At 61.2% G+C, this 19,092-nt stretch carries 16 protein-coding genes and 3 pseudogenes; 10 read left to right on the top strand and 9 right to left on the bottom strand.

Going from position 1 to position 19,092, the window contains the following annotated elements; all coding sequences use genetic code 11:
- Positions 1 to 2 precede the first annotated feature (2 nt).
- The 4 genes and pseudogenes from NKH98_RS26285 to nifH all read right to left on the bottom strand — a co-directional run.
- Positions 3 to 128, bottom strand: a pseudogene (locus NKH98_RS26285) (ferredoxin); the annotation flags it as partial.
- Between the two features lies 1 nt (position 129).
- Positions 130 to 1,419: a cytochrome P450 gene (locus tag NKH98_RS26280; RefSeq protein ID WP_352902926.1), complete on the bottom strand. Its 1,290-nt coding sequence runs from the start codon at positions 1,417 to 1,419 to the stop codon at positions 130 to 132.
- Positions 1,420 to 1,513: 94 nt separating this feature from the next.
- Complete coding sequence (locus tag NKH98_RS26275; protein WP_352902923.1) at positions 1,514 to 2,716, bottom strand: cytochrome P450; 1,203 nt, start codon at positions 2,714 to 2,716, stop codon at positions 1,514 to 1,516.
- A 153-nt stretch (positions 2,717 to 2,869) separates the two neighbouring features.
- Positions 2,870 to 3,062 (bottom strand): annotated as a pseudogene (gene nifH, locus NKH98_RS26270) (nitrogenase reductase); the annotation flags it as partial.
- 1,317 nt (positions 3,063 to 4,379) lie between these two features.
- Here nifH and NKH98_RS26265 point away from each other — a divergent pair.
- The 9 genes from NKH98_RS26265 (at position 4,380) to NKH98_RS26230 (ending at position 12,906) form a co-directional block, all read left to right on the top strand.
- Entirely contained in the window at positions 4,380 to 4,913 is a 534-nt protein-coding gene (locus tag NKH98_RS26265) for a peroxiredoxin (RefSeq protein WP_352902921.1), read from the top strand.
- 69 nt (positions 4,914 to 4,982) lie between these two features.
- Positions 4,983 to 6,419 (top strand): RNA polymerase factor sigma-54, encoded by a 1,437-nt coding sequence (gene rpoN / locus NKH98_RS26260; protein WP_352902918.1) that lies wholly within the window; start codon positions 4,983 to 4,985, stop codon positions 6,417 to 6,419.
- A gap of 57 nt (positions 6,420 to 6,476) precedes the next feature.
- Entirely contained in the window at positions 6,477 to 7,694 is a 1,218-nt protein-coding gene (locus NKH98_RS26255) for an MFS transporter (RefSeq protein WP_352902915.1), read from the top strand.
- 451 nt (positions 7,695 to 8,145) lie between these two features.
- Positions 8,146 to 8,517: a type II toxin-antitoxin system RelE/ParE family toxin gene (locus NKH98_RS26250; RefSeq protein ID WP_352902912.1), complete on the top strand. Its 372-nt coding sequence runs from the start codon at positions 8,146 to 8,148 to the stop codon at positions 8,515 to 8,517.
- Positions 8,517 to 8,912 (top strand): XRE family transcriptional regulator, encoded by a 396-nt coding sequence (locus tag NKH98_RS26245; RefSeq protein WP_023801991.1) that lies wholly within the window; start codon positions 8,517 to 8,519, stop codon positions 8,910 to 8,912. The genes NKH98_RS26250 and NKH98_RS26245 overlap by 1 nt, the downstream gene beginning before the upstream one ends.
- 39 nt (positions 8,913 to 8,951) lie before the next feature.
- A complete protein-coding gene (locus NKH98_RS26240) occupies positions 8,952 to 10,004 on the top strand; it encodes a hypothetical protein (RefSeq protein WP_352902909.1) in 1,053 nt (350 codons plus the stop codon).
- A complete protein-coding gene (locus NKH98_RS33040; RefSeq protein ID WP_502894328.1) occupies positions 9,893 to 10,246 on the top strand; it encodes a hypothetical protein in 354 nt (117 codons plus the stop codon). Before NKH98_RS26240 ends, NKH98_RS33040 begins: the two co-directional genes overlap by 112 nt.
- Positions 10,247 to 10,361: 115 nt before the next feature.
- Complete coding sequence (locus NKH98_RS26235; protein WP_352902906.1) at positions 10,362 to 11,987, top strand: AAA family ATPase; 1,626 nt, start codon at positions 10,362 to 10,364, stop codon at positions 11,985 to 11,987.
- The gene (locus NKH98_RS26230) at positions 11,923 to 12,906 is read left to right on the top strand and encodes a hypothetical protein (protein ID WP_352902904.1); all 984 of its coding nucleotides are present in this window, start codon (positions 11,923 to 11,925) and stop codon (positions 12,904 to 12,906) included. The genes NKH98_RS26235 and NKH98_RS26230 overlap by 65 nt, the downstream gene beginning before the upstream one ends.
- A gap of 333 nt (positions 12,907 to 13,239) precedes the next feature.
- Here the strand turns inward: NKH98_RS26230 and NKH98_RS26225 are convergent.
- The 5 genes and pseudogenes from NKH98_RS26225 to NKH98_RS26205 form a co-directional block, all read right to left on the bottom strand.
- Positions 13,240 to 13,347 (bottom strand): annotated as a pseudogene (locus NKH98_RS26225) (ABC transporter permease); the annotation flags it as partial.
- A gap of 266 nt (positions 13,348 to 13,613) precedes the next feature.
- Entirely contained in the window at positions 13,614 to 14,234 is a 621-nt protein-coding gene (locus NKH98_RS26220) for a nitrogen fixation protein NifQ (RefSeq protein WP_352902944.1), read from the bottom strand.
- 367 nt (positions 14,235 to 14,601) lie between these two features.
- Positions 14,602 to 14,793, bottom strand: coding sequence for a ferredoxin (locus tag NKH98_RS26215; protein ID WP_352902901.1), 192 nt, complete (start codon positions 14,791 to 14,793; stop codon positions 14,602 to 14,604).
- A gap of 40 nt (positions 14,794 to 14,833) precedes the next feature.
- Positions 14,834 to 16,051 carry a cytochrome P450 gene (locus tag NKH98_RS26210; RefSeq protein ID WP_352548234.1) on the bottom strand — a complete coding sequence of 406 codons (1,218 nt, stop codon included), beginning with the start codon at positions 16,049 to 16,051 and terminating at the stop codon, positions 14,834 to 14,836.
- A gap of 852 nt (positions 16,052 to 16,903) precedes the next feature.
- Positions 16,904 to 17,971, bottom strand: coding sequence for a hemin-degrading factor (locus tag NKH98_RS26205; RefSeq protein WP_352850831.1), 1,068 nt, complete (start codon positions 17,969 to 17,971; stop codon positions 16,904 to 16,906).
- Between the two features lie 725 nt (positions 17,972 to 18,696).
- Here NKH98_RS26205 and NKH98_RS26200 point away from each other — a divergent pair.
- Positions 18,697 to 19,017: a HesB/IscA family protein gene (locus NKH98_RS26200; protein ID WP_023678237.1), complete on the top strand. Its 321-nt coding sequence runs from the start codon at positions 18,697 to 18,699 to the stop codon at positions 19,015 to 19,017.
- Positions 19,018 to 19,092 lie beyond the last annotated feature (75 nt).

Below are 19,092 nucleotides of genomic sequence, written 5' to 3'. Positions count from 1 at the left end.
GCCTGCGGGACCGTCGCCACGCACACTTCGGCCACGCCGTCCGGTTCGCGCTGGCGAAAGATGCCCGGCAGCGTCAGCACGCACTGCCCGGTAGTTCCGCACAGATCCTGATCGACCAGGACGCGCATCTCAGCCCTCCTGCCCATGCAGCCGCACCGGCAGCGCGCGGAACGTCCTAAGGAACGCGGAGGGCTCCCGGGTCGGCTGCTCGGCCAATGCCAGCGTGGGGAAGCGCGCCTGGATCCGCGGCAGGCTCTCGGCCAACTGCACTCGGGCCAGTTGCGCACCCAGGCAGAAGTGGATGCCGTGGCCGAAGGTCAGCATGATCTTCCCGTCGATCGACATGCCAGGACTGGTGCCGTAGAACCGCACGGGATCGAAGCGGTCGGGATCGGCGAAGGCGTCCGGGTCGCGATTGCCGGCCGCGATCAACACGCGCACGTCCGCGTTCTTCGGGATCACCACGCCGCCCAGTTCGATGTCGCGCTGGGCGATACGCGGAATGGAGCTGAACATGGCGGGCGCGTCGTAGCGCAGGGCTTCTTCGACGAATGCCTTCACCCCCACGGCATCTCCCTTCAGCCAGTGCCGCTGTTCGGGATACGCCAGCATCGCCAGGACTGCATGGCCGATGGCCGCCGCAGTGGTGGCGAAGCCGCCCAGCAGCATGCCCCAGAGCATGCTGATCAATTCCGCATCCGACAGCATGTCGGCATCGTCGTCGTGTGCGCCGACCAGCATTGACACGATGTCGTGGCGGGAATCGATGCGCTTGCGCTGTATGAGGTCGCCGAAGTAGGCCTGCACCCTGGCGCTGGCCGCGTCCGCCGCGGCGAGCTGGGCATCGCTGGCGTGCGGGCTCAGGCCTTCCAGAATGGCGCTGATGCCGGTGACGAGCCCGAACATGTCGTCCTGGGGCATGCCGAACAGTTCGCCGAAAACCAGCATGGGCAAGGCCAGCGCGAATTCCCGATGCAGGTCCACCGCCTCCCCGCGCTCCAGCGCGGGCGCCATGCCGTCCAGGCGCGCTGCGACGATGCGAGCGATGGTCGGCCTCAGGTTGTCGATCTGGCCCATGGTGAAATCGCGCGAGATCAGCCGGCGCAGATGCGTATGCGTCGGTGGTTCCTTCATCGCTAGCGTGGACGCCAGCAGATTGAGTGACAGGCTGGTCGCCGCACGCGGGAAATAGCGCGCCAGTTCGCCCGGCGCCGGTCCCCGAAAAGCATCGCCCGTGGCCTTGAGCGCCCAGTAGATATCGGCGTGGCGGCTCAACAGAAAGAGGCCCGACGCCGCGCGATGCACCGGATCGTGCTCGCGCAACCACCGCATGAACGGATACGGGTCGTGGATGCACGCTGGCGACGCCAGTTCGGCGAAGGCGTCCCGGCATGCTGCCGTGGTTTCTTGCACGTCCATCTTGGTTACCTGTTGGCTGGCTGATCTGACCGGCGCGCGCCAGGCGCGCCGGCAAATTGCGGAGAAGATCGCGATTCCCGGCGGCGTCCGCGCATCACCAGAGCACCGGGAACTCCTCGAACCCGCCAGTGATGATCTCCTTGCGCAACTTCAGTTCTTCGGGCGCCACGGCCAGGCGCAGCGCGGGAAAGCGCTGGAAGATCGAACCGAACACCACCTTGAGTTCCAGCCTGGCCAGCGCCGCGCCGATGCAGTGGTGCGGCCCATGGGAGAACGCCAGGTGCGGGTTTTCGTCGCGTCCGATGTCGAAGATTTCCGGGTCGTCGAAATGGCGCGCATCGAACGACGTCGCCGGCAGGCCGACAAGCACCTTGCTCTCCGCAGGAATATCCAAGCCCGCGATGGTCACGTCGGTCCTCGGATAGCGCATGATGCCGTCCCAGCCCGCGCCCGGCGGGTACATGCGCAGGATTTCCTCCACCGCCTTGTCCACCAGGGATGGATCGCCGACCAGGCGTTCGCGCTGTTGCGGATGGCGGAACATGGCCAGCAGGCCGAATTCGATCTGCGCGACGGTGCTCTCGTGCCCCGCCACCAGCATGCCAGCCGCCAGGCCGATCGCCTCTTCCTCGGTCGCCTCGCCCTGGTCGACCGCCGCGAGCAGATCCGTCAGCAGGTTGTCGCCAGGATCCTGGCGCTTGTCCCGCATCTTGCCGCGAATGTAGGCGCGCAGTTCTTCCCAGGCCAGGCGCGACGCGCTGCGCGGACCGCTTTCATGCTGGTGCGTCATCACCTCGTCGGACAGCCCGGCGAAAAAGGCGTGATCCTCGTAGAGCACGCCCATCAGCGCGCTGATGACCATGGCCGGAAGCGGAAAGGAGAGGTGGCGCCGCAGGTCGGCGGGCCGGGGCTGGGCCGCCAGCGTCTCGAACAACTGCGCGGCGATCGCCTCGACCTGCTGCTCGAGCAGCTTCACCCTGCGGTTGCTGAAGGCCGGCGCCACGATCGTGCGTAACCGGGCATGCTCGCCCCCCTCGTGCGAGACCAACCACCCCGGCGAACCGAGAATCACCGAATCCGGGGTGAATGCCGCCGGCGGCATTCCCGAGGGCCGGAACGCCGCGTCGGACAGCACCGCCTTGGCTTCATCGTAGCCTGTCACCCACCAGCCTTCGTGCCCGGACGGGAAGCGCACGCGGTGGATCGGACCGTTGGCGCCTAGCGCCAACATCTTGGGCGAGGGCTCGATGTGATCGACGCGCCACATCGGCAGCGTCGGCAAGCGTTGTTCGGACATGGTGGCACTTGATTTCTAAGCGATGGAAGGGCGGAAGGTGACCGGCAGGCGCTGCGGGCAGCGAATGGCTTAGGAAGGCATGTAGACAACGTCCTCCGCAGCGTAGCCCGATTCGATTATCAAGGTCGGCCAACGTGTAGCTGCCTAGGCATACCGCGCGGCGAGATGCAGAACGTTATCCTGCGCCTTCGAGTTCAGGATAAGGCGAGTGTGGCGGGCCTTTGAGTCGCAGCCGGCCATCAAAATTTCCTGCGCAAGGGTCGACAAGGGCGGCGAGCCTGTTTGGTAGGGGGCGGTTTCGCCGAGGCCCCTTCCCATAGAATGCTATCTGATGCGGATTTGACATTTTGCTTTTCTTTCTTCGTTCCATCGATCGCGGTGCCATCCACGAAATGAAAGGTCGGTCGGCGGCTCCCGGCCCGCAACGAAGGAGCTTCAAAACTCGTGCCAATTTGGCCGACCACGCAGAAGAAAAAAATTGTGATTGCTTTTCATCGGGTTAGCCTGAGGCCAGACAACAGCTCGGCGAAATAGGCCGGTGTCGCGGGCCAACAAAGGCGACAGAACAGTGTCGGATAGTACGCCTCGGCGACCTTTCGGTCGGGCTTGCGACATTCTGGTCCAGTTTCGAACATAAGAGGGCGGCAAACAGACACAATTGGGGAATTCGATCCTCACGGAGTAAGGGCGCTTGCCCAAGAGCGCGCGCTCATGGTTGCTGCGACAGGCGCGTGTTCGCGAATGCGCACCCAAGAACGCTAGCGGCACACGCTACGCAATGACTGGAGTGCCCGCCAGCCTCAGGTAGTGCGTCGGCTCGGCTTCCGGTTCGTCTTTGCCCAGCTAGGGCTGAAGCGCCGAATATCCGCACCATACAGCATCGTTGTTGCCTGTGTGACGAGGCGGTATAGCGCGCTCCCGATCTTGTAAGGCACGGCCTCCGAGAAGAAGGGGCGGTCCAAAAGCATCTCCTATTTGAAATGGCACGCCGCTTGCTGCTCCTGGTTAGAGCCCATCAAATCACGATGAAAGCGACTTGCACCAATGCCCGACACGCGAAGCTCTAGACCGTGGCCTGAGGAGACGGTGCCCGTTCCCGCTGAACATCGGGACATCGTCTCCTCCGGAGGTCCGTGCTCGGCAGCCGCTTTGCGCATGGCTGGTCCGATGCCGGCACGCCAACACGTGGCGCTCACGCAATTGCCGTCTACCGGTTCTGTTCAGCGTGTGAGTGCCCAAGAGCCCCATCAAAGGGTCACCCAAGCCAAGGTCGGCGGGTCGCTGCCACACATCGGCAACACGCTGAACCAGTTCAGTGCCGCGGGTCTGTTGCGTGAAGTCACATTTCAGGCCCCCACATGCTTGCGATATTGGCTACTTCCGGCCGCTATCCCTTTTCCAAATGCACGATCGCGAGTGACCGATCCCGCTTCCGGCGCCATAGCCGTGGGAACCAAGCGGCTCGACGGTGTCCAGCTCGCTCAGATCGATTGCGTTCGGGTGGCCAAGACCAGCCGCCAAGACGTTCCTATACGTCGGGAGGGAAAAAGGAGGTTGCGAGCCGCGAGGTCCTCATTCCGTGCCGGGCATACGAGCCTTTGCTCGGTATTGCGCCAGCCTCTGCCAGAATTCAGCGCCAGTTTTCTTCTTTAGGAGCAACTTGATGACAGTTCAAAAGAAAGTTCCCTTCGTCACCTTTCTCACGCGTGTTCACGATAGGTCAGTCCAGGGGCCAAATCCATATCGCTGGCAAGAAAAGACATCTGACGACTACTTTGCCGGCAAGCGGGTCATCCTGTTCTCGCTGCCTGGCGCCTTCACCCCGACCTGCTCCACCTACCAACTGCCCAAGTTCGAAGAGCTCTATGATGAGTTTGTGAAGCAGGGAATTGACGCGATTTACTGCCTCTCAGTCAACGATGCCTTCGTCATGAATGCGTGGGGGAAGTCCTTGGGCCTGAAGCAGGTCGAGCTCATCCCCGATGGCTCAGGCGAGTTCACACGCAAAATGGGCATGCTGGTCGCCAAGGACAATCTCGGCTTCGGGATGCGCTCCTGGCGCTACGCCGCCCTGATCAACAATGGCGTGGTGGAGCACTGGTTCGAGGAGGAAGGTTTCTCCGACAACTGCGAGGCCGACCCCTATGGCGTCTCGTCCCCGCAAAACGTTCTCGAAACGCTGAAAGCCGCCGCATGACCTAGAATACGTCTCACTGGTGCCATTGCCGGCCCCAAGAGGCTCCTCGACAGGATTATCGCGCTCACCATGCAATCCTCAGCAAGCCTGCTTCAGCGCCAGAAGCAATCCATGGTCGCATCGCCTCAACTCATTGAGTCGATTCGCCTGCTGCAACTGGCGCATACTGAACTGCATCAGTTCGTGGAGCGGGAAATCGAGAAGAACCCGCTTTTGGAATCTGCATCAAGCGATGGCGGGCCTTTTGACGACGTTTCGATTTCGGGAGCGGATCAGCCTGTCGGCCCAGGCGCAAACGCCGTTGACGGACCGACCGGGGCAGGGTTGCCTGAACGGCTCGGGCAATGGAAATCACTTCGCAACACGACCAACAACCCGCCGGGCAATGGCCCTTCCCTCGACGAGTTTGCCACCCTCGCCGAAACATTGCACGACCATGTCGCTCGTCAGATCGCCCTCACTGCGTTCACACCACAGGAGCGGCTGATCGCTGGCCAGCTTGCCGCCGATCTGGAAGACACTGGCTATATTCGGGCAAACCTTTTGGAGCTGGCCGAGAGCCTGAATGTCCGTGAGGCTGTTGTGGAACGGGTTCTCGGAACCTTGCAGCAATTTGATCCACCGGGAGTTTTTGCGCGAAGTCTCAGAGAATGCCTCGAGATCCAGTTGCGCCAGCGAAACCGGCTCGACCCGGCAATGGCAGCTTTGGTTGCCCATCTTGAAAAGCTTGCGCGACGGGATTTTGAGGCACTGAAGCAGCATTGCGGCGTCGATGAAGAAGACCTTCTCGACATGATGCATGAGATTCGGGCGCTCGATCCCAAGCCTGGGAACCGATTCCAATCCGGTGCGTCTGAATCAATCATACCCGATGTCTGGGTCACGCCCTCACCGCAAGGCGGGTGGCAGATCGAACTTGATCCCGCCACGCTGCCAAAGCTGCTGATCAACCAAAGCTACTATGCCGAAGTCTCGCGTCAGACTGCCCAAAATTCGAAAGATCAAGCATTTCTCGACGAATGCTTGCAAAACGCGAACTGGCTGATCCGCAGCCTCGATCAGCGCGCCAAGACGATTGTTAAGGTTGCGGCTGAAATCGTGCGTCAGCAGGATGCCTTTTTGGAACATGGCGTCGCCCACCTGCGGCCTCTCAATCTTAGAACCGTCGCTGACGCGATCGGCGTGCACGAGTCGACGGTAAGCCGGGTGACCTCGAACAAGTACATGCTTACCCCGCGCGGAGTCTTTGAACTCAAGTATTTTTTCACCGTCGCGATCGCGTCCTGCCAAGGCGGCGATGCGCACTCCGCCGAAGCTGTCCGGCATCGGATCAAAGCGATCATTGCCGCAGAATCTCCCGGCGACGTGCTTTCCGATGAGGACATCGCTGTCCGGCTGAAGGAAACCGGCATCGATGTTGCGCGCCGCACCGTCACAAAATATCGCGAAGCAATGAACATTCCCTCCTCCGTGCAACGCCGCCGGGAAATGCGCTTGTGTTTTTAGATTTGGGTCAAGGCAGCCAACATCACGTTGCATTGCATCAAAGTGGAGACTTCGTTCATGACCCAATCCGCAGCAGGCGTCATGGACGCTGTTCTGCACGACCCAGAAAAGCCCGTCCCACCGTCTGGTCCCGCATGGGGTGCGGTCATTTCGCTTTCCTTGGGCACCTTCGGGCTGGTCACGGCAGAGTTTCTGCCTGTTAGCCTGCTCACGCCGCTCGCACATGATCTCGGTATCACCGAGGGAGCGGCTGGACAAGCGATGACGGCGACCGCTATCGTCGGGGCGATCTCGGCGCCGACGGTGGCCATCATCACAAAGCGCCTGGACCGCAGGATCGTCATGTGGGCGATGACGCTGCTGCTGATCCTGTCGGACGTTCTGGCGGCCGGCGCGTGGTCGCTGGCGGTTCTCCTGACTGCACGCGTCGTGCTCGGCATAGCGCTCGGAGGCTTCTGGTCGATGTCGGCAACACTGGCGATGCGGCTCGTTCCAAGCCACCTCCTGCCGCGCGCTATGTCGATCATCCTCACCGGCGTTTCCGTGGCTACCGTTTGCGCAGCTCCAATCGGCGCTTATGTCGGCGATATCTGGGGATGGCGAAGCGCCTTCATGCTCGCCGCAGTCGGCGGCGCGGCTACACTGCTGGTGCAACTCATAACCATTCCGAGACTGCCTCCGATTGGAGTGGCTAGCTTCCGCAGCCTGCTGGATGTGGCTAAGATTCCGATGGTCAAGGTCGCGCTTGTGGTCGTCCTGCTGGTCGCTTCCGGCCACTTCGCCGGAATCACTTATATCCGCGCCTTCCTCGAGAAGATTCCCGCGCTTGACGTCGAGACGATCTCGCTTGTGTTGCTTGCTTTTGGCATCGGCGGATTCTTCGGCAATTTGGCCGGCGGGCTTCTAGCGGAGTACAGTCTCAAGGCAGTCGCGGCCCTTGCACCGCTGCTCATAGCGATAGCCGCTGTTTCGCTGCTGACGACGGGAGCATCGGCCTTCGCCTCGGCGATTGCGGTTGCAGCGTGGGGCTTTGCTTTCGGCGCGGTGCCGGTGGGATTGCAGACGTGGATGGTGCGGCGGGCCGTTCCCGAGCAGGCCGAAAGCGCCGGTGTGCTGATGGTCGTAGCATTCCAAGTGGCAATCGCAGCCGGCGCGATTTTCGGCGGAGTATTGGTGGACAATGCCGGGATTGCCAGTGCCATTGCCTACAGTGCTGTTGCCACGTTCGCCGCCGCCCTGACAGTGTTCCTGCTCGGCCCGAAGCGCGAAACCTAGACCGCCTGACAGAAGAGGCCTCAGCAGCGCAGCGGGACGAGAGATGCGATGCACAGCGCGGCGCGGCGCGGTCCTCCGCACGATTACGCATGGACCAGCGCAAGCGCCTCGCCGGCTTCACCTCCGGGCCAGGGACCTTCCCCGCCAGACACGCGAACCTCGCCGGCACCGGTTTCCATATTTGGCGACGGTGAGCGCTGCCGGCGCGATGGAACCCTTGCTGGCGGTCATATCCTTCACGACAAGCCGGGTTTCTGGGCAAGCGACAGCTACGCGCCGGCCATGCCCGTCAGAACGCCGGTGACGATGCCGCTCGATAGCGCAGACAGGTCGCGAATTGCCAGTCGTGTCAACGGCGGCCGGACTATCGTCGACCGCGCATACCTTGTTTCGGCCGCAGACTATCGTTCGGCAGCTTGATGATGTTGACTACATAGCCTAGGGGCTATATATGACTTGGGAAGTCGTTTTTGGCGATAAGTTCGATGGGGAGTTCGAGGCGTTGCCCCAGACAGTCCAAGATGAGCTATTGGCTTCGGCTAAGCTGCTCGGTGTGTTCGGGCCCCAGCTGGGGCGACCGCATGCGGATACCTTGAATGACTCGTCGTTCGCGAACATGAAAGAACTTCGCTTCGACGCTGATGATGGTGTCTGGCGGGTTGCGTTCGCATTCGATCGGAAGCGGAAGGCGATCCTGCTCGTCGCCGGCGATAAGTCGGGCGTGAGTGAGAAGCGCTTCTATAAAAGTCTGATCGCCAAGGCGGACAAGCGCTATCAAGGGCATCTCGACCGTTTGGCGGCGGCGAAGAAGGAGAAGAAGTGATGGGACGCAAGCTTGATGACCTAATCGCTGCGCTCCCCGAGGATCGTCGGGAGCGGGTCGACGCGCGTTTCGAAGAGTTAAGGGGAGAAGTCGAGAGTCTCGGCGATTTGCGGCGTGCCGCTGGAAAGGCCCAGGCCGAAATCGCTTCGGTCCTCAAGATCAAGCAGCCTTCGGTCTCGAAGATCGAGAAACAAGCCGACATGTACTTGTCTACTCTTAAGAGCTACGTCGAGGCGATCGGGGGGCAACTCGAACTCGTCGTTCGCCTTCCCTCGCGCGCGCCCCTCCGTATAGAGCGGCTCGGCGACGTCGTGGCTCCCAAAGCCGTCTCCGTGCGTAGCGTTAAAAGAGCGGCAGGTGGACGTAATCGCACAAAGGCCGCACGCGCCGGCTGACCTCACTCTGTTTCGGCTAAAGACTACCGATGGTGCGAGATGGTCTCGTCGATGCAAGGGGCGGCAGCTCATCGCTCAATCAGCTTCGCGCCATCACATGGCACGGCTTACTTGCGGGTTCCTGACGCCAGTCAAGTGCCGATTCTGGACGATATGCTCGGAGCCGATCTGGCAGGCGTTCATGCTGCCAAGGTTGCGTTTGCGGCCAACAAGTCCAACCGACACGCCCTGGACGAAATGCGGATCTCGCATGTCCACGAGTACCGCGTCGTACTTACGACCATTGGCACCGAAGACGCCGAGGCCGTTTTAAAACGTTGCCTCCTTGACCGGGAGTTTGGTGCCGAAGCTGCCGTCGGGCTGCAAGTGATCTGGCAGCAGCGGCACGAGCCGATGCCGGAGGGCAAGTTCGGCAATTGGCCCGACTTTGCGCGCGCTGCTGCAAACCGCTCCAGAGACCGAGCCCAGACGTGCGATATTGCCGAAGTTCTCATAGCGGCTGCCCACACAGTCAAGGAGGAAGGTTCCCCTAATGACCTGGTACGCGTCGCGCGGTTTGTTGGATGTGCCGTCCTCATGCCTCATGGCGATCGAGCCGCAGAGTTCAATGAAATTCTGATTGGAAACATTACCCATGGTGTAAGGCGCGAGCTAGCGCAACGCATGGTCGTTGGTGGCCTCGTTGTTCCTGCCGACACAATCTTGAGTGGGCTTGAAGCGGTGATGGCCGAACATGGCGATCGTAAATGGATACGAGACCACGAGCTGCCCGCACTTTTCGCTTGGGTCGAGTTGCTGCCGATGTCGGACCGACCAACGGCCTTCTTCGTGGGGCTGGATATGCTCGGGACAAAATTCGATTTCAACAAATGGAATGTACGCAATTTTTTGGGCAGAGCGCGCTATCTCGAGGAGGCCCAGCGGATCGAGTTGCTGCGAGGTCTCGTGACGCGCTATCCTTCTCTGACTACCTTGAGCGAATTGACGCCGAGCGGGACGCGGAAGGCGGTTTTGAGGCCGGGCCCCGTCACCCGGACATCTCGTCTGGTTTGCCGTGGCCTGTCGTCGCCAGTTCAAGTCTCAGTATTGTGAACGGCCTTTCGCCGCTCACCGCTACCCGACCACAACGGCAGCGATGCGGCGCGTTCCTGACATTCGGCCTAGGGCCGGACGGTGACCCGCAGCTTTCAGCAGCAACCGTTAGGGTAGCCGCCGTTCGCTGGAGGCTCCTTCGGCAGCGATCGTCTTGGAAGAACTGCCTCGTCTCGGACTCTGCCGTATATTCGGCCACGAATCTGCAATTATTGATGTTGAAAACGATTCAAGCTCCCTAGCCGATGGCGCGGCCTATCTTGTGCGCTTGGTTCAGGCATGCAAAGTACTCCATTCGTTCGCGCTTCCGGCGTTCGCAGATTACTGCGGCTGACACCATCTTTACATGGATTGACCATGAGACTTTCAACCGTCTATGCGCGCTTCTACAAGTCGTTTAACTTCGACCATATCCGCAAGGCGACGCCCCATGCCCAGCCCAAGGGCGATTGGGAAATGTTTCGTGACGCCTGGTATCCCTACGTTGAGGTCGAGTTCGACAGTCGGATTACGACCATCGTCGGCGCGAACGAATCTGGGAAGAGTCACCTTCTGAGTGCGGTCGAGAAGGCCGTGTCAGGGATTGGCTTCGAGCAGCGCGATCTCTGCCGCTACTCGCCTTTCTTCAGCGTGGAGCGGGAGGCGACCTGCTGGCCGCACCTTGGCCTCGGTTGGAGTATGGTCGAGTCGGACGAGGCGGAAGCGATCGCCAACGTCGCCGGCGCAAAAGATGTAAAGTTCGACCGCTTCATGATGTTCAGGGAGACGCCCGAGGCGCTCGACATTTGGACCCCAGACCCCGATAAAGGTTGGAAGAAGCACGTGGTCGAGGCGTCCTCAGTGGCACAACCGCTCGCCGACATCCTGCCGAAGCCCTTCCGTATCATGCCGGACGTCGCCTTACCCGCAGCGGTCCCCCTGCACTGGCTGGCGAATGGGGACGCCCAGCCCAGCAGCATCTCCGACCGCAGACAGCGCACAACGCTGCTCGAAGTCGCCGGCAGCTTCGCGGAGATGCTGGGAGATGATAAAATATTCGCCGCCAACGCTCCCAATATACGGCTGGCGCTGTCACCAATCGCGAACGCCCTCCGCGAGGCTCGCCGCGTAGATGGCGCGGAGAAGTCGCTCGCTCTCGCGCGCGATTTGCTCTTGAAGCTCGGCAACGTCGAGCCGGCCAGGCTGAAGGATCTGCGGGAGGCGATCGCGGACGGCAAGGAGGGCTACGCCAACGCGCTAGTGGAAGCCATTAACGAACAACTGGAGCGCTACCTCAACTTCAAAAAGTGGTGGGTCCAGGACCGTGATTTCTCGCTGAAGGTCACACCGCGCGAACACGAGTTGGTATTCACGATCAGGGACCGTACGGGGACCGAGTATACCTTTGACGAGCGCAGCAGCGGCCTCAAATACTTCCTCTCATATCTCATCCAAGCCCAGTCGCACCGTCCACAGACTGAGCGCGAAAGCCTCTTACTAATGGACGAACCAGATACCTACCTCTCCGCCGAGGCTCAGCAGGACCTCATGAAAGTCCTCCAGGATCTTGCCGACCCTCAGGACGGCCGCCCACCGGTGCAGGTGATCTACGTCACGCACTCGCCGTTCCTGCTGGACAAAAACTACGCCGAGCGTATCCGAGTGCTCGAGAAGGGGCGCGGCTATGATGGCACCCGGGTTGTTCGAAACGTTTCGCGAAACCACTATGAGCCCCTTCGCTCTGCCTTCGGTGCGTTCGTCGGCGAGACGGCCTTCGTGGGGTCAGTCAACTTGCTCGTCGAGGGGATCACGGAGCAGGTGCTTCTCGCCGGAGCCGCTCCGAATCATGCGGCAGAGGCGGCCTGGCGTAACGGCCGAGACCCTCGACCTCAACAATCTAGTAATTGTGCCCTGCGGATCGGCGAGCGAGATCCCTTACATGCTCTACCTGATCAGAGGTCGGGATACCGACAAGCCGCCTGTTGTCGCCCTCCTCGACTCTGACCCCGCAGGCAACGATGCGGCCAGCCATATGCGGACGGACAAGAAGGCGAAGCGCCTGATCGACAGCCAACATGTCTTGCAGCTGGGAGCACTTGAACTCGCAGACGGCGTCGAGGTGAAGGAGATTGAGGACCTGATCCCCGTTGAACTCGCCACCGCCGCGATGAACGCGTGCATCGGCGAGATCACGCGGTTTCGCGATACGGAAGCTCCTACCATCTCCCTGCAAAGCATTCAGGCCCAGATTGAAACCGGCAAGTCGATGTTCGCCGCCATTCAGGCGGTCGCCAAGGCAGAGAGCGGACATATCGAGAAGCTCGGCTTCGCACGCGCCGTCGTTGAGACAATCGAGCGAGATAAGGGTGAGCTCCAGGGGCCTATCGACATCTTTCTCGAGCGCATGTCCAGCCTCTTCAAGGCTGTAAACAAGGCGAGGCGGCAGGCACAGCGGGAAGCGAACCGCGAACGCCTCGGGGCAATGATCATGCGCTATCACAGGATCTTCATCCGCGATCACAAGAGCAGCGGGACTTGCGAGCAGGGTGCCGAGATCCTCGAGGAGATCCAGAGCCAGCTCGACGACACGCCGCAGTCCGACGACGTCCGCATCCGCATCCAGGTCATCCGCCGCGAGTTCGCCCTGGACGAGGATCCTTCAGCGGCGATACCTCACTTCGAGGCGTTTGTGGAGAGTCTAGCGAATCTCAGATTGCCCATGCAGGAGGTTGTCGAGCCTGACACGACGAGCAAGACCAAAGTGGCCGCATCCATATCGAGCCTATTCAAGGGCGAGGCCGCCTCAACTGAGGCAGTTGAACTCTTAGCCGAAACTAGCCCTTCTGAATTGGTCCAGCCGCCGGCGACTGCTACAAAAAAGGCTGCTGCCGGGCAGGCTCCGCCCGCTTCGACGGCTGCCTGACTCGCCCGTCAGATCGAGAGGCGCTGCTGTTCAGCATGGCTCGTGCGTCGGACTGAACTGAAAAAACGTCAGGTTTCCGGATCCGGGGTTGGCGAGTCCAGCGTCCGAGATTGGGCGCATAGCTGCCAATAAGACACGTAGAGTTAAACGCCTTCGTGCTGACGTGAACGACCTGCGAGGTCGCGAGCGTTAGAAATTCGAAGCCTCCTGAATCTATCCTAAATCCGAATCTAGTGACCTAATTTGTCCAACAAGCACACGCAATTCGGGTTGAGGCGTGATCCAGAAAGTTCGAAAAGCTTCCAGGAACCCCAGCGCGCGCCCTGCCGGAACCTGGCCGAGAATGATGGCGGAGCCGGCAGCAACGAAATTGATGGCCACGCCGGAGACAATCTGGCCGCCCCAATGGGTGAGCGAGGCGAAACTGTGCACTAGCGCGAACAATGACGGCGGTGAACCGCGGCCGCCCAGGCGCCGCAACCGCGAGGCAGGCGAGCAGCAACGGCCCGGAGAACACCAGTTGCGCGGCGGCGGTGGTGCGGGTCGCATCCTGCACCGCCATGATGACGGCGCCCGCCGAAGCGAGCGTCGCGAGCAATCGGACAGCAGGCACAGCATTCAAATCCTCGAAGGCGTCCGTCGACATTCGACAAGAGACACATGGCGCGGCGCGAGCGCTGGGGCTGTACGACTGACGAAAGCGGCTCTCAATCCGAGGCGATGCCGTTCTTGATCCGCGTGAGGCGGCTTTCGCCTTCCTCCGGGCCGAAGCAGCTTTCGAAATCATTGCATTCCCGGCAACTGGGCGCGCTGCACAGCGAAAAACCTTCGGCCTCGCAGAGCTTGCGGTAAAAGTATTTCTTCCATTTCATGTTTTGGGTGTTGCCGGCCGCCAGCGTCGGAAAATGCGCGGCGAGCAGGCGGCCGAGGTCGCTTCGATTAAAAAGGCCAAGGTCCTGCCAGAGATGGTCATTGCGCATGGCACGCCGGGCGATGATCTTGGCGAAGCGGGCGCTTGCCGGGTCGCCCGGCCGGGCATGCGCCAGCAGCAGTCCGCGCAGAAGTTCTTCCTCCAGATCCGGCTCGGGCTCGCTCACCTCTTCCAAGGCAAACGCGTTGATAGGAAAAGCAGGGAAACAGCGGGCCAGGATATCGCGCAGCTCGGCGCGCGCAAGGCCGGTTGCCTCCGTCGCGGTCGCCTCGCCGGCCTCGATCTCCTCGAGCGCACGTGAAAGCACACAGGCAAGCACATGCTGGTCGAACCTCCTTTCCAGCTCGATCTGCGGCCATCGGCCGGTGCTGAGCCGGGCATAGTGTTGGGCAAATATGGTGCCGTTCTCCTGGTTTGTCCTATCAAGTCATGCAGCGACCGGGCCGGCCGCAACATGGGCCGGGCAGTTCTTCGGGTAGAGGGAATCGCGGATCGCCTCGCGGTCGAGTAGTTCGGCAATTTTCGCCTGGTCCATCGGCTCTGTCGCAAATTCTGTGATTGGAAGAGGTGTTTCGCGAACGCCCGCCCTGCCGTTTGCGCGTTTGCGCCTCATGGGGAGCACCTCCGCTCCGGAAATGCCCCCGCGGAGTGGACGTGGACCGTGCTGGGACAGAGGTCGCGTGCCGTCCTTTCCAATGCGGCCACATGGTCGACCCCATTCAAGTCCGCCAGACTCTCGGTTGAATGACGTCCGATTCAAAGCGTCAGCGGGTGAGTTCCAGCGCACGTTCAGGACAGGATCGCGCGCCTCGCGATGCAGACAGCTCCTCCCCTTTCGCAACTTCAATGTCACCAGGCAGGATGTAGCCCTCGTCATCAAGCTTGAAGATGTCCGGCGCTTGCGCCGCACATCGCGCGTGACCCTGGCATTTGGCCTTTTGGACGATGATGCGCATGGCGCTGCCTCCATTGTCTGTGCCCCGACTCGGGGCGGGCCTAAGACCAGTCCAGGATCAAATTTTCGATCCCGAACACATGGCCGCCAGAGGTTATCGGTGCCGTACCCTGCTTGATCCTGAAAGCCGGGATGCGCGCCAGCCACTCCTCCAGCCCAATGACAATCTCCCGCCGGGCAAGGTGTGAGCCAAGGCAACGGTGGGGACCATAGCCAAACGCGGCGTGGCGGTTGTCCTCCCGCTCCAAATCGATCGTGTTGGGGCATTCGAATTCCGCCGGGTCACGATTGGCAATCATCGTGGCGCAGGAAACATAGTCCCCCTTCCGGATCGGCGCGCCTTCGAAGTCGATATCTTTCGTTGCCACGCGGATCAACTGAATGGGCGGATAGGCCCGCAGCAATTCTTCGGTTGCGAGCGGGATGCGGTCCGGTTCGCTCCGCAGCAATTGCTGATCTTTGAGGTTGCGCGCGAGGTACGCCAAGTCAAAGCCTATAGCTGCTGCGACCGTGTCGAGCCCAGCGACGAAGACAAGCACGCCGATGCCGCGGACTTGGGTGTCCGTCAGCCGGCGGCCCTCGACCTGTGCCTGCACGATAAAGGTCATGAAATCGTCAACCGCCTCCTGGCGGCGCATGGCTGCAAGTTCGTCGATGAATGCCACGATCGTCCGGGCAGCCACAGGTCGTTCCTTATCGTCGCCGTGGAGCAGATCTTTCCCCCAGCCGACGAATGTATCGAGTCGGTCATCGGGCAACCCCAGAAAGCGAAGAAAGGTGCTCACCGCGAAAGGAAAGGCAAAATCCTTCATCACGTCGCAGCTTGTGCCCGACGCGGCGATCCTTTCGATCAGCTCGACCGCCCGTTCGCGGACAGCCGGTTCCAAAGCCAACACCCGCTTTGGCGAAAGCAGCGGATTGAGCAGTGAGCGAAAGACGCCATGGGCCGGTGGATCGAGCTCAAGCGGGATCGTCGGCCAGTTTTCACCCAGTATGGAGGAGAAGATGCTGCGATGGCTGGAAAAAGTCTCTGCGTCCTGCAGCACCTTCCGCTGGTCCGCGGCACGGGTGATGACCCAGGTACCCCGGCCATCTTGCGTGTTGTAGCGGGAGTAAAAGATCGGAGGCCCGTCATGTACGCAAGCGACAGCTGCGTGTGGATCCCCGTTGGGTGTTGGTGGCATGCCTGGCGATGTAAACAGACTGAAGTCCCTCACCATTTCGGGCGGGACATGATCTGGAACGGGGTTGGTCGCCATTTTGTGTTCTCTACATTGGCGTTCATGGCTCGATTGAGATTGCACGGCTGTTCATAAAGTCGATTTCCAGCATGGGCACGTCTCTTGTCGGGCGCCTTCTAGATTCTGTCGCCTGATACAGCCCACCTGCACCAGCGCGGATGAGATCGGTTGCGAAGTCGATCAGAAGGGGCATCTCCGCCGCGCTGCGGTCATGAAGCAAAGCCGCCGCTTATCCCCGTTAGGGTTGAGAGGCTGGTCAATCACCTCTGAGCACCGTGACGCACTGCTGATGCCCTGCTGATCAAATTGTCGAAGCAAGTCGCGTGCCGGATAGGCGTACCCATGGCGCTGCACCAATCGATGCCAGCCTGCACTGGGCCTGCCGCTGATGATCACCTGTCCATCATTCTTAGGACAACGTCCGACAACCGACATCCGTGGTCGGTTTTGTCGAGTCCGGGACATCGGGCTGTTCGGCTTGGCTGCTGCTGCACAGCTTTCCGGTCGACGAGCGAGGAGATCGCTCGCACGGCCCGGATTGAGCAACGACGCGATCCAGCGCAACGATCGGGTGCGGTCCGACAACACCCGGCCGCGCTTCCGCTTCGGTTCGGCGCTGATGGCATATGCGTTGTTGTAGCCGCTGCAAGGATTTCCGGTCAGACGAGCGATGCACTCGTGCGCAGCGATCCGGCCGGCGACGAGCCTGACTGTATCGATGCGGTCAATTCCGGCGTGCACACCTGACCGTGCGTATGCGCTAACACGGCAAGCTCTATCGCACATGGACCTATATTTCCTCGCGAGCCGCTGTCGGAACGTGGCGCCGAGCCCTATGGCGGCCGGTTCAATCCTACGGGCCTGCCGGCTCTACACATCCCTGTCGGTCGGACCGGGAACGCGTGGCAGACTCTCGGCCAGAAACCGCCAGTCGCTGCGCTCGCGTTCGCCTTCCTTGCGCGTGCCGAAGAACTGGATGATCATCTTGCCGTCGGCGCCATAGGCTTCAACGGACGTGACGTGACCGTCCCTCGTCGGCTTGCGCACGGCCCAGACCTCGCGGATGTGATGGGTCCTAAGATGCAGATGGAAGGTCTCGTCTAGCACATTGATCCGCGGCCCGATCTGCTTGACCGACTTGATCGGGCCGGAATGGATCTGGATGCAACCACGATTGCCGACAAAGCACATGATCGGCATCTCGTCTTCGGCCGCCTGTTGGAACAGGGCGCCAACGGCATCATTGTCGAGCAGCCAGGCGTAATCCTCGTCGGCCATACGCATCGCCTGGCAGCGGCTGAGCTTCAGTGTTTTCAACATATGGTAGAACTGATGCACGTCGCTCAGCCGGCTCCAGTGCTCGCGTAGGTCGTCGACCGTGGCGGTTTGGTCTGGACTCACTGCGTTATCGCGCGCCCCGCTCGCCTCGACCGATATGATCGGCTCCTGGTCGGAGGATACGAGCTCTGCCGCCAGATTCTGATAGGCGTGCAGGTTCGAGGCGGGCCTGAGATGTATTTTGTGCATCGCCTCGCCGGTGGCATCAAAGAATTGCAGGCTGCGGCGGATCTCGGCTCCCTCGCGCTTCTCGACGGCGAAGCCATACGCCCACGCTTTCGGGAAGATGCGCAGGTCGATCTCGTCGCCGAGCACCATGGCATGGGGGTTGCCGGTGACCACTTTGTCGTAGACGCCGATCTTTTGGTGCACGGCACTTTGGTTGCGGGTGACCGCCATCACCTCGCCGACCGCTTCGAGGCCGGTCAGCAGATCATCAACGCGCGGCTCGATGCGCACCGCGCCGTGACCACAATGCGCCGCGACCAATTCGGCTTCCGAAATGCCCAATCGAGCGGCGAGATCATGCTCCCGGATTTTCGGATTGTCTTCGCACGCCCGCCGGATTTCGTCCGGCGACGGTTTCTCGCGCTGGTCCATGTCTTACCCCTGCTTCCACCTACGTGTGAGGATCAGCTGCCGTGCCGGTGAATCTTCAGCCGATCGGGCGCGCCGTAATGCTCGACCCTGATCTGCTGCTGGCCCGTGAACAAAGTGTCGCTGGACAGCGTGCGCACGTCGTCGCACCCGCGCGGGAAAACCGGGGGTGCTATCGGAGCGGCGAGACCCGAGTGACACGAGCAGGCACATGCCGATGGAATCTCATCGAGCCGGCCGGTGGCCACCGGGCAGTGGTGAGCGATTGTGGGTGTTGTCGCAATCGGCCAATCGGTCATTCGGATGCCACGGGCGGCGCTGCTTCGCCAAACAAAGCGTGTCTGACCCAGTCCTGACATGTTGCTCCCTTGCTTCGCCGCATCGATCGCGAGGGCACCCACGACACGATTGTGGATCGGCAGTCTCTTGCCGCCTCGCCAGTGGAGCTTCAAAAACCGTGCCAATTGCGCCGAAGAAGCTCAGAAGGAGTCTTCTGTAATGGTCATTGGTTTAATGTGAGTTCAGCCAACAACTCAGGCCCAACATCCCGCGTGGCGGACCCGACAAACCCGACAGTACGTGTCGGTTGGCCGACACCTTCGCAGCAATGGACTCACAAGAACCACCGCAGGGTCAGAGATGCCGCGCTGTGTTGAAACGGTTTTCGCTTTGGCACGGTGCATGCAGCGTGATGCGCAAGCAGGTCCCGGACTGAGGAGAATGGAGCCATGATTACGCTCACCGACAACGCTGTTGCCGCCATCAAGACTGCTCTTTCCCGCGCCAGCGAGCCGGCGGAAGGCTTTCGCATCATGGTCCAGGCCGGCGGCTGCGCCGGCTTCAAATACTTAATGGGCCTGGAGAGCGTGTCGCGCGAGGGCGACGCGATCACCGAGACAGATGGGATCAAGCTGTTCGTGGACGCGGGCTCCCAACCCCATGTCGCCGGCATGACCGTCGACTTCCTCACCGGGCTCGAATCTTCCGGCTTTGTCTTCGATAACCCCAACGCGCGCGAGAAGTGCGGCTGCGGCAAGTCCTTCAGTTGATCGCCCGAAGCGCCTGTGCGGGTCCATGAAGCGATTGCCGCCAACGGACTCTTTTGCGGAAGAGGAGGCTTACAT

Source organism: Mesorhizobium sp. M0833 (assembly GCF_040319905.1).
In the GTDB taxonomy this organism is placed as follows: domain Bacteria; phylum Pseudomonadota; class Alphaproteobacteria; order Rhizobiales; family Rhizobiaceae; genus Mesorhizobium.
The sequence above is the reverse complement of the archived record's forward strand: the minus strand, read 5'-3'. Positions and strand labels throughout refer to the sequence as shown.

Excerpts from the sequence above, each read along its gene's own strand:
- NKH98_RS26280 (WP_352902926.1), bottom strand. The coding sequence starts at position 1,419 with ATGGACGTGCAAGAAACCACGGCAGCATGCCGGGACGCCTTCGCCGAA.
- NKH98_RS26275 (WP_352902923.1), bottom strand. The coding sequence starts at position 2,716 with ATGTCCGAACAACGCTTGCCGACGCTGCCGATGTGGCGCGTCGATCAC.
- NKH98_RS26265 (WP_352902921.1), top strand. The coding sequence starts at position 4,380 with ATGACAGTTCAAAAGAAAGTTCCCTTCGTCACCTTTCTCACGCGTGTT.
- rpoN (WP_352902918.1), top strand. The coding sequence starts at position 4,983 with ATGCAATCCTCAGCAAGCCTGCTTCAGCGCCAGAAGCAATCCATGGTC.
- NKH98_RS26255 (WP_352902915.1), top strand. The coding sequence starts at position 6,477 with ATGACCCAATCCGCAGCAGGCGTCATGGACGCTGTTCTGCACGACCCA.
- NKH98_RS26250 (WP_352902912.1), top strand. The coding sequence starts at position 8,146 with ATGACTTGGGAAGTCGTTTTTGGCGATAAGTTCGATGGGGAGTTCGAG.
- NKH98_RS26245 (WP_023801991.1), top strand. The coding sequence starts at position 8,517 with ATGGGACGCAAGCTTGATGACCTAATCGCTGCGCTCCCCGAGGATCGT.
- NKH98_RS26240 (WP_352902909.1), top strand. The coding sequence starts at position 8,952 with ATGGTCTCGTCGATGCAAGGGGCGGCAGCTCATCGCTCAATCAGCTTC.
- NKH98_RS26235 (WP_352902906.1), top strand. The coding sequence starts at position 10,362 with ATGAGACTTTCAACCGTCTATGCGCGCTTCTACAAGTCGTTTAACTTC.
- NKH98_RS26230 (WP_352902904.1), top strand. The coding sequence starts at position 11,923 with ATGCTCTACCTGATCAGAGGTCGGGATACCGACAAGCCGCCTGTTGTC.
- NKH98_RS26215 (WP_352902901.1), bottom strand. The coding sequence starts at position 14,793 with ATGCGCATCATCGTCCAAAAGGCCAAATGCCAGGGTCACGCGCGATGT.
- NKH98_RS26210 (WP_352548234.1), bottom strand. The coding sequence starts at position 16,051 with ATGGCGACCAACCCCGTTCCAGATCATGTCCCGCCCGAAATGGTGAGG.
- NKH98_RS26205 (WP_352850831.1), bottom strand. The coding sequence starts at position 17,971 with ATGGACCAGCGCGAGAAACCGTCGCCGGACGAAATCCGGCGGGCGTGC.
- NKH98_RS26200 (WP_023678237.1), top strand. The coding sequence starts at position 18,697 with ATGATTACGCTCACCGACAACGCTGTTGCCGCCATCAAGACTGCTCTT.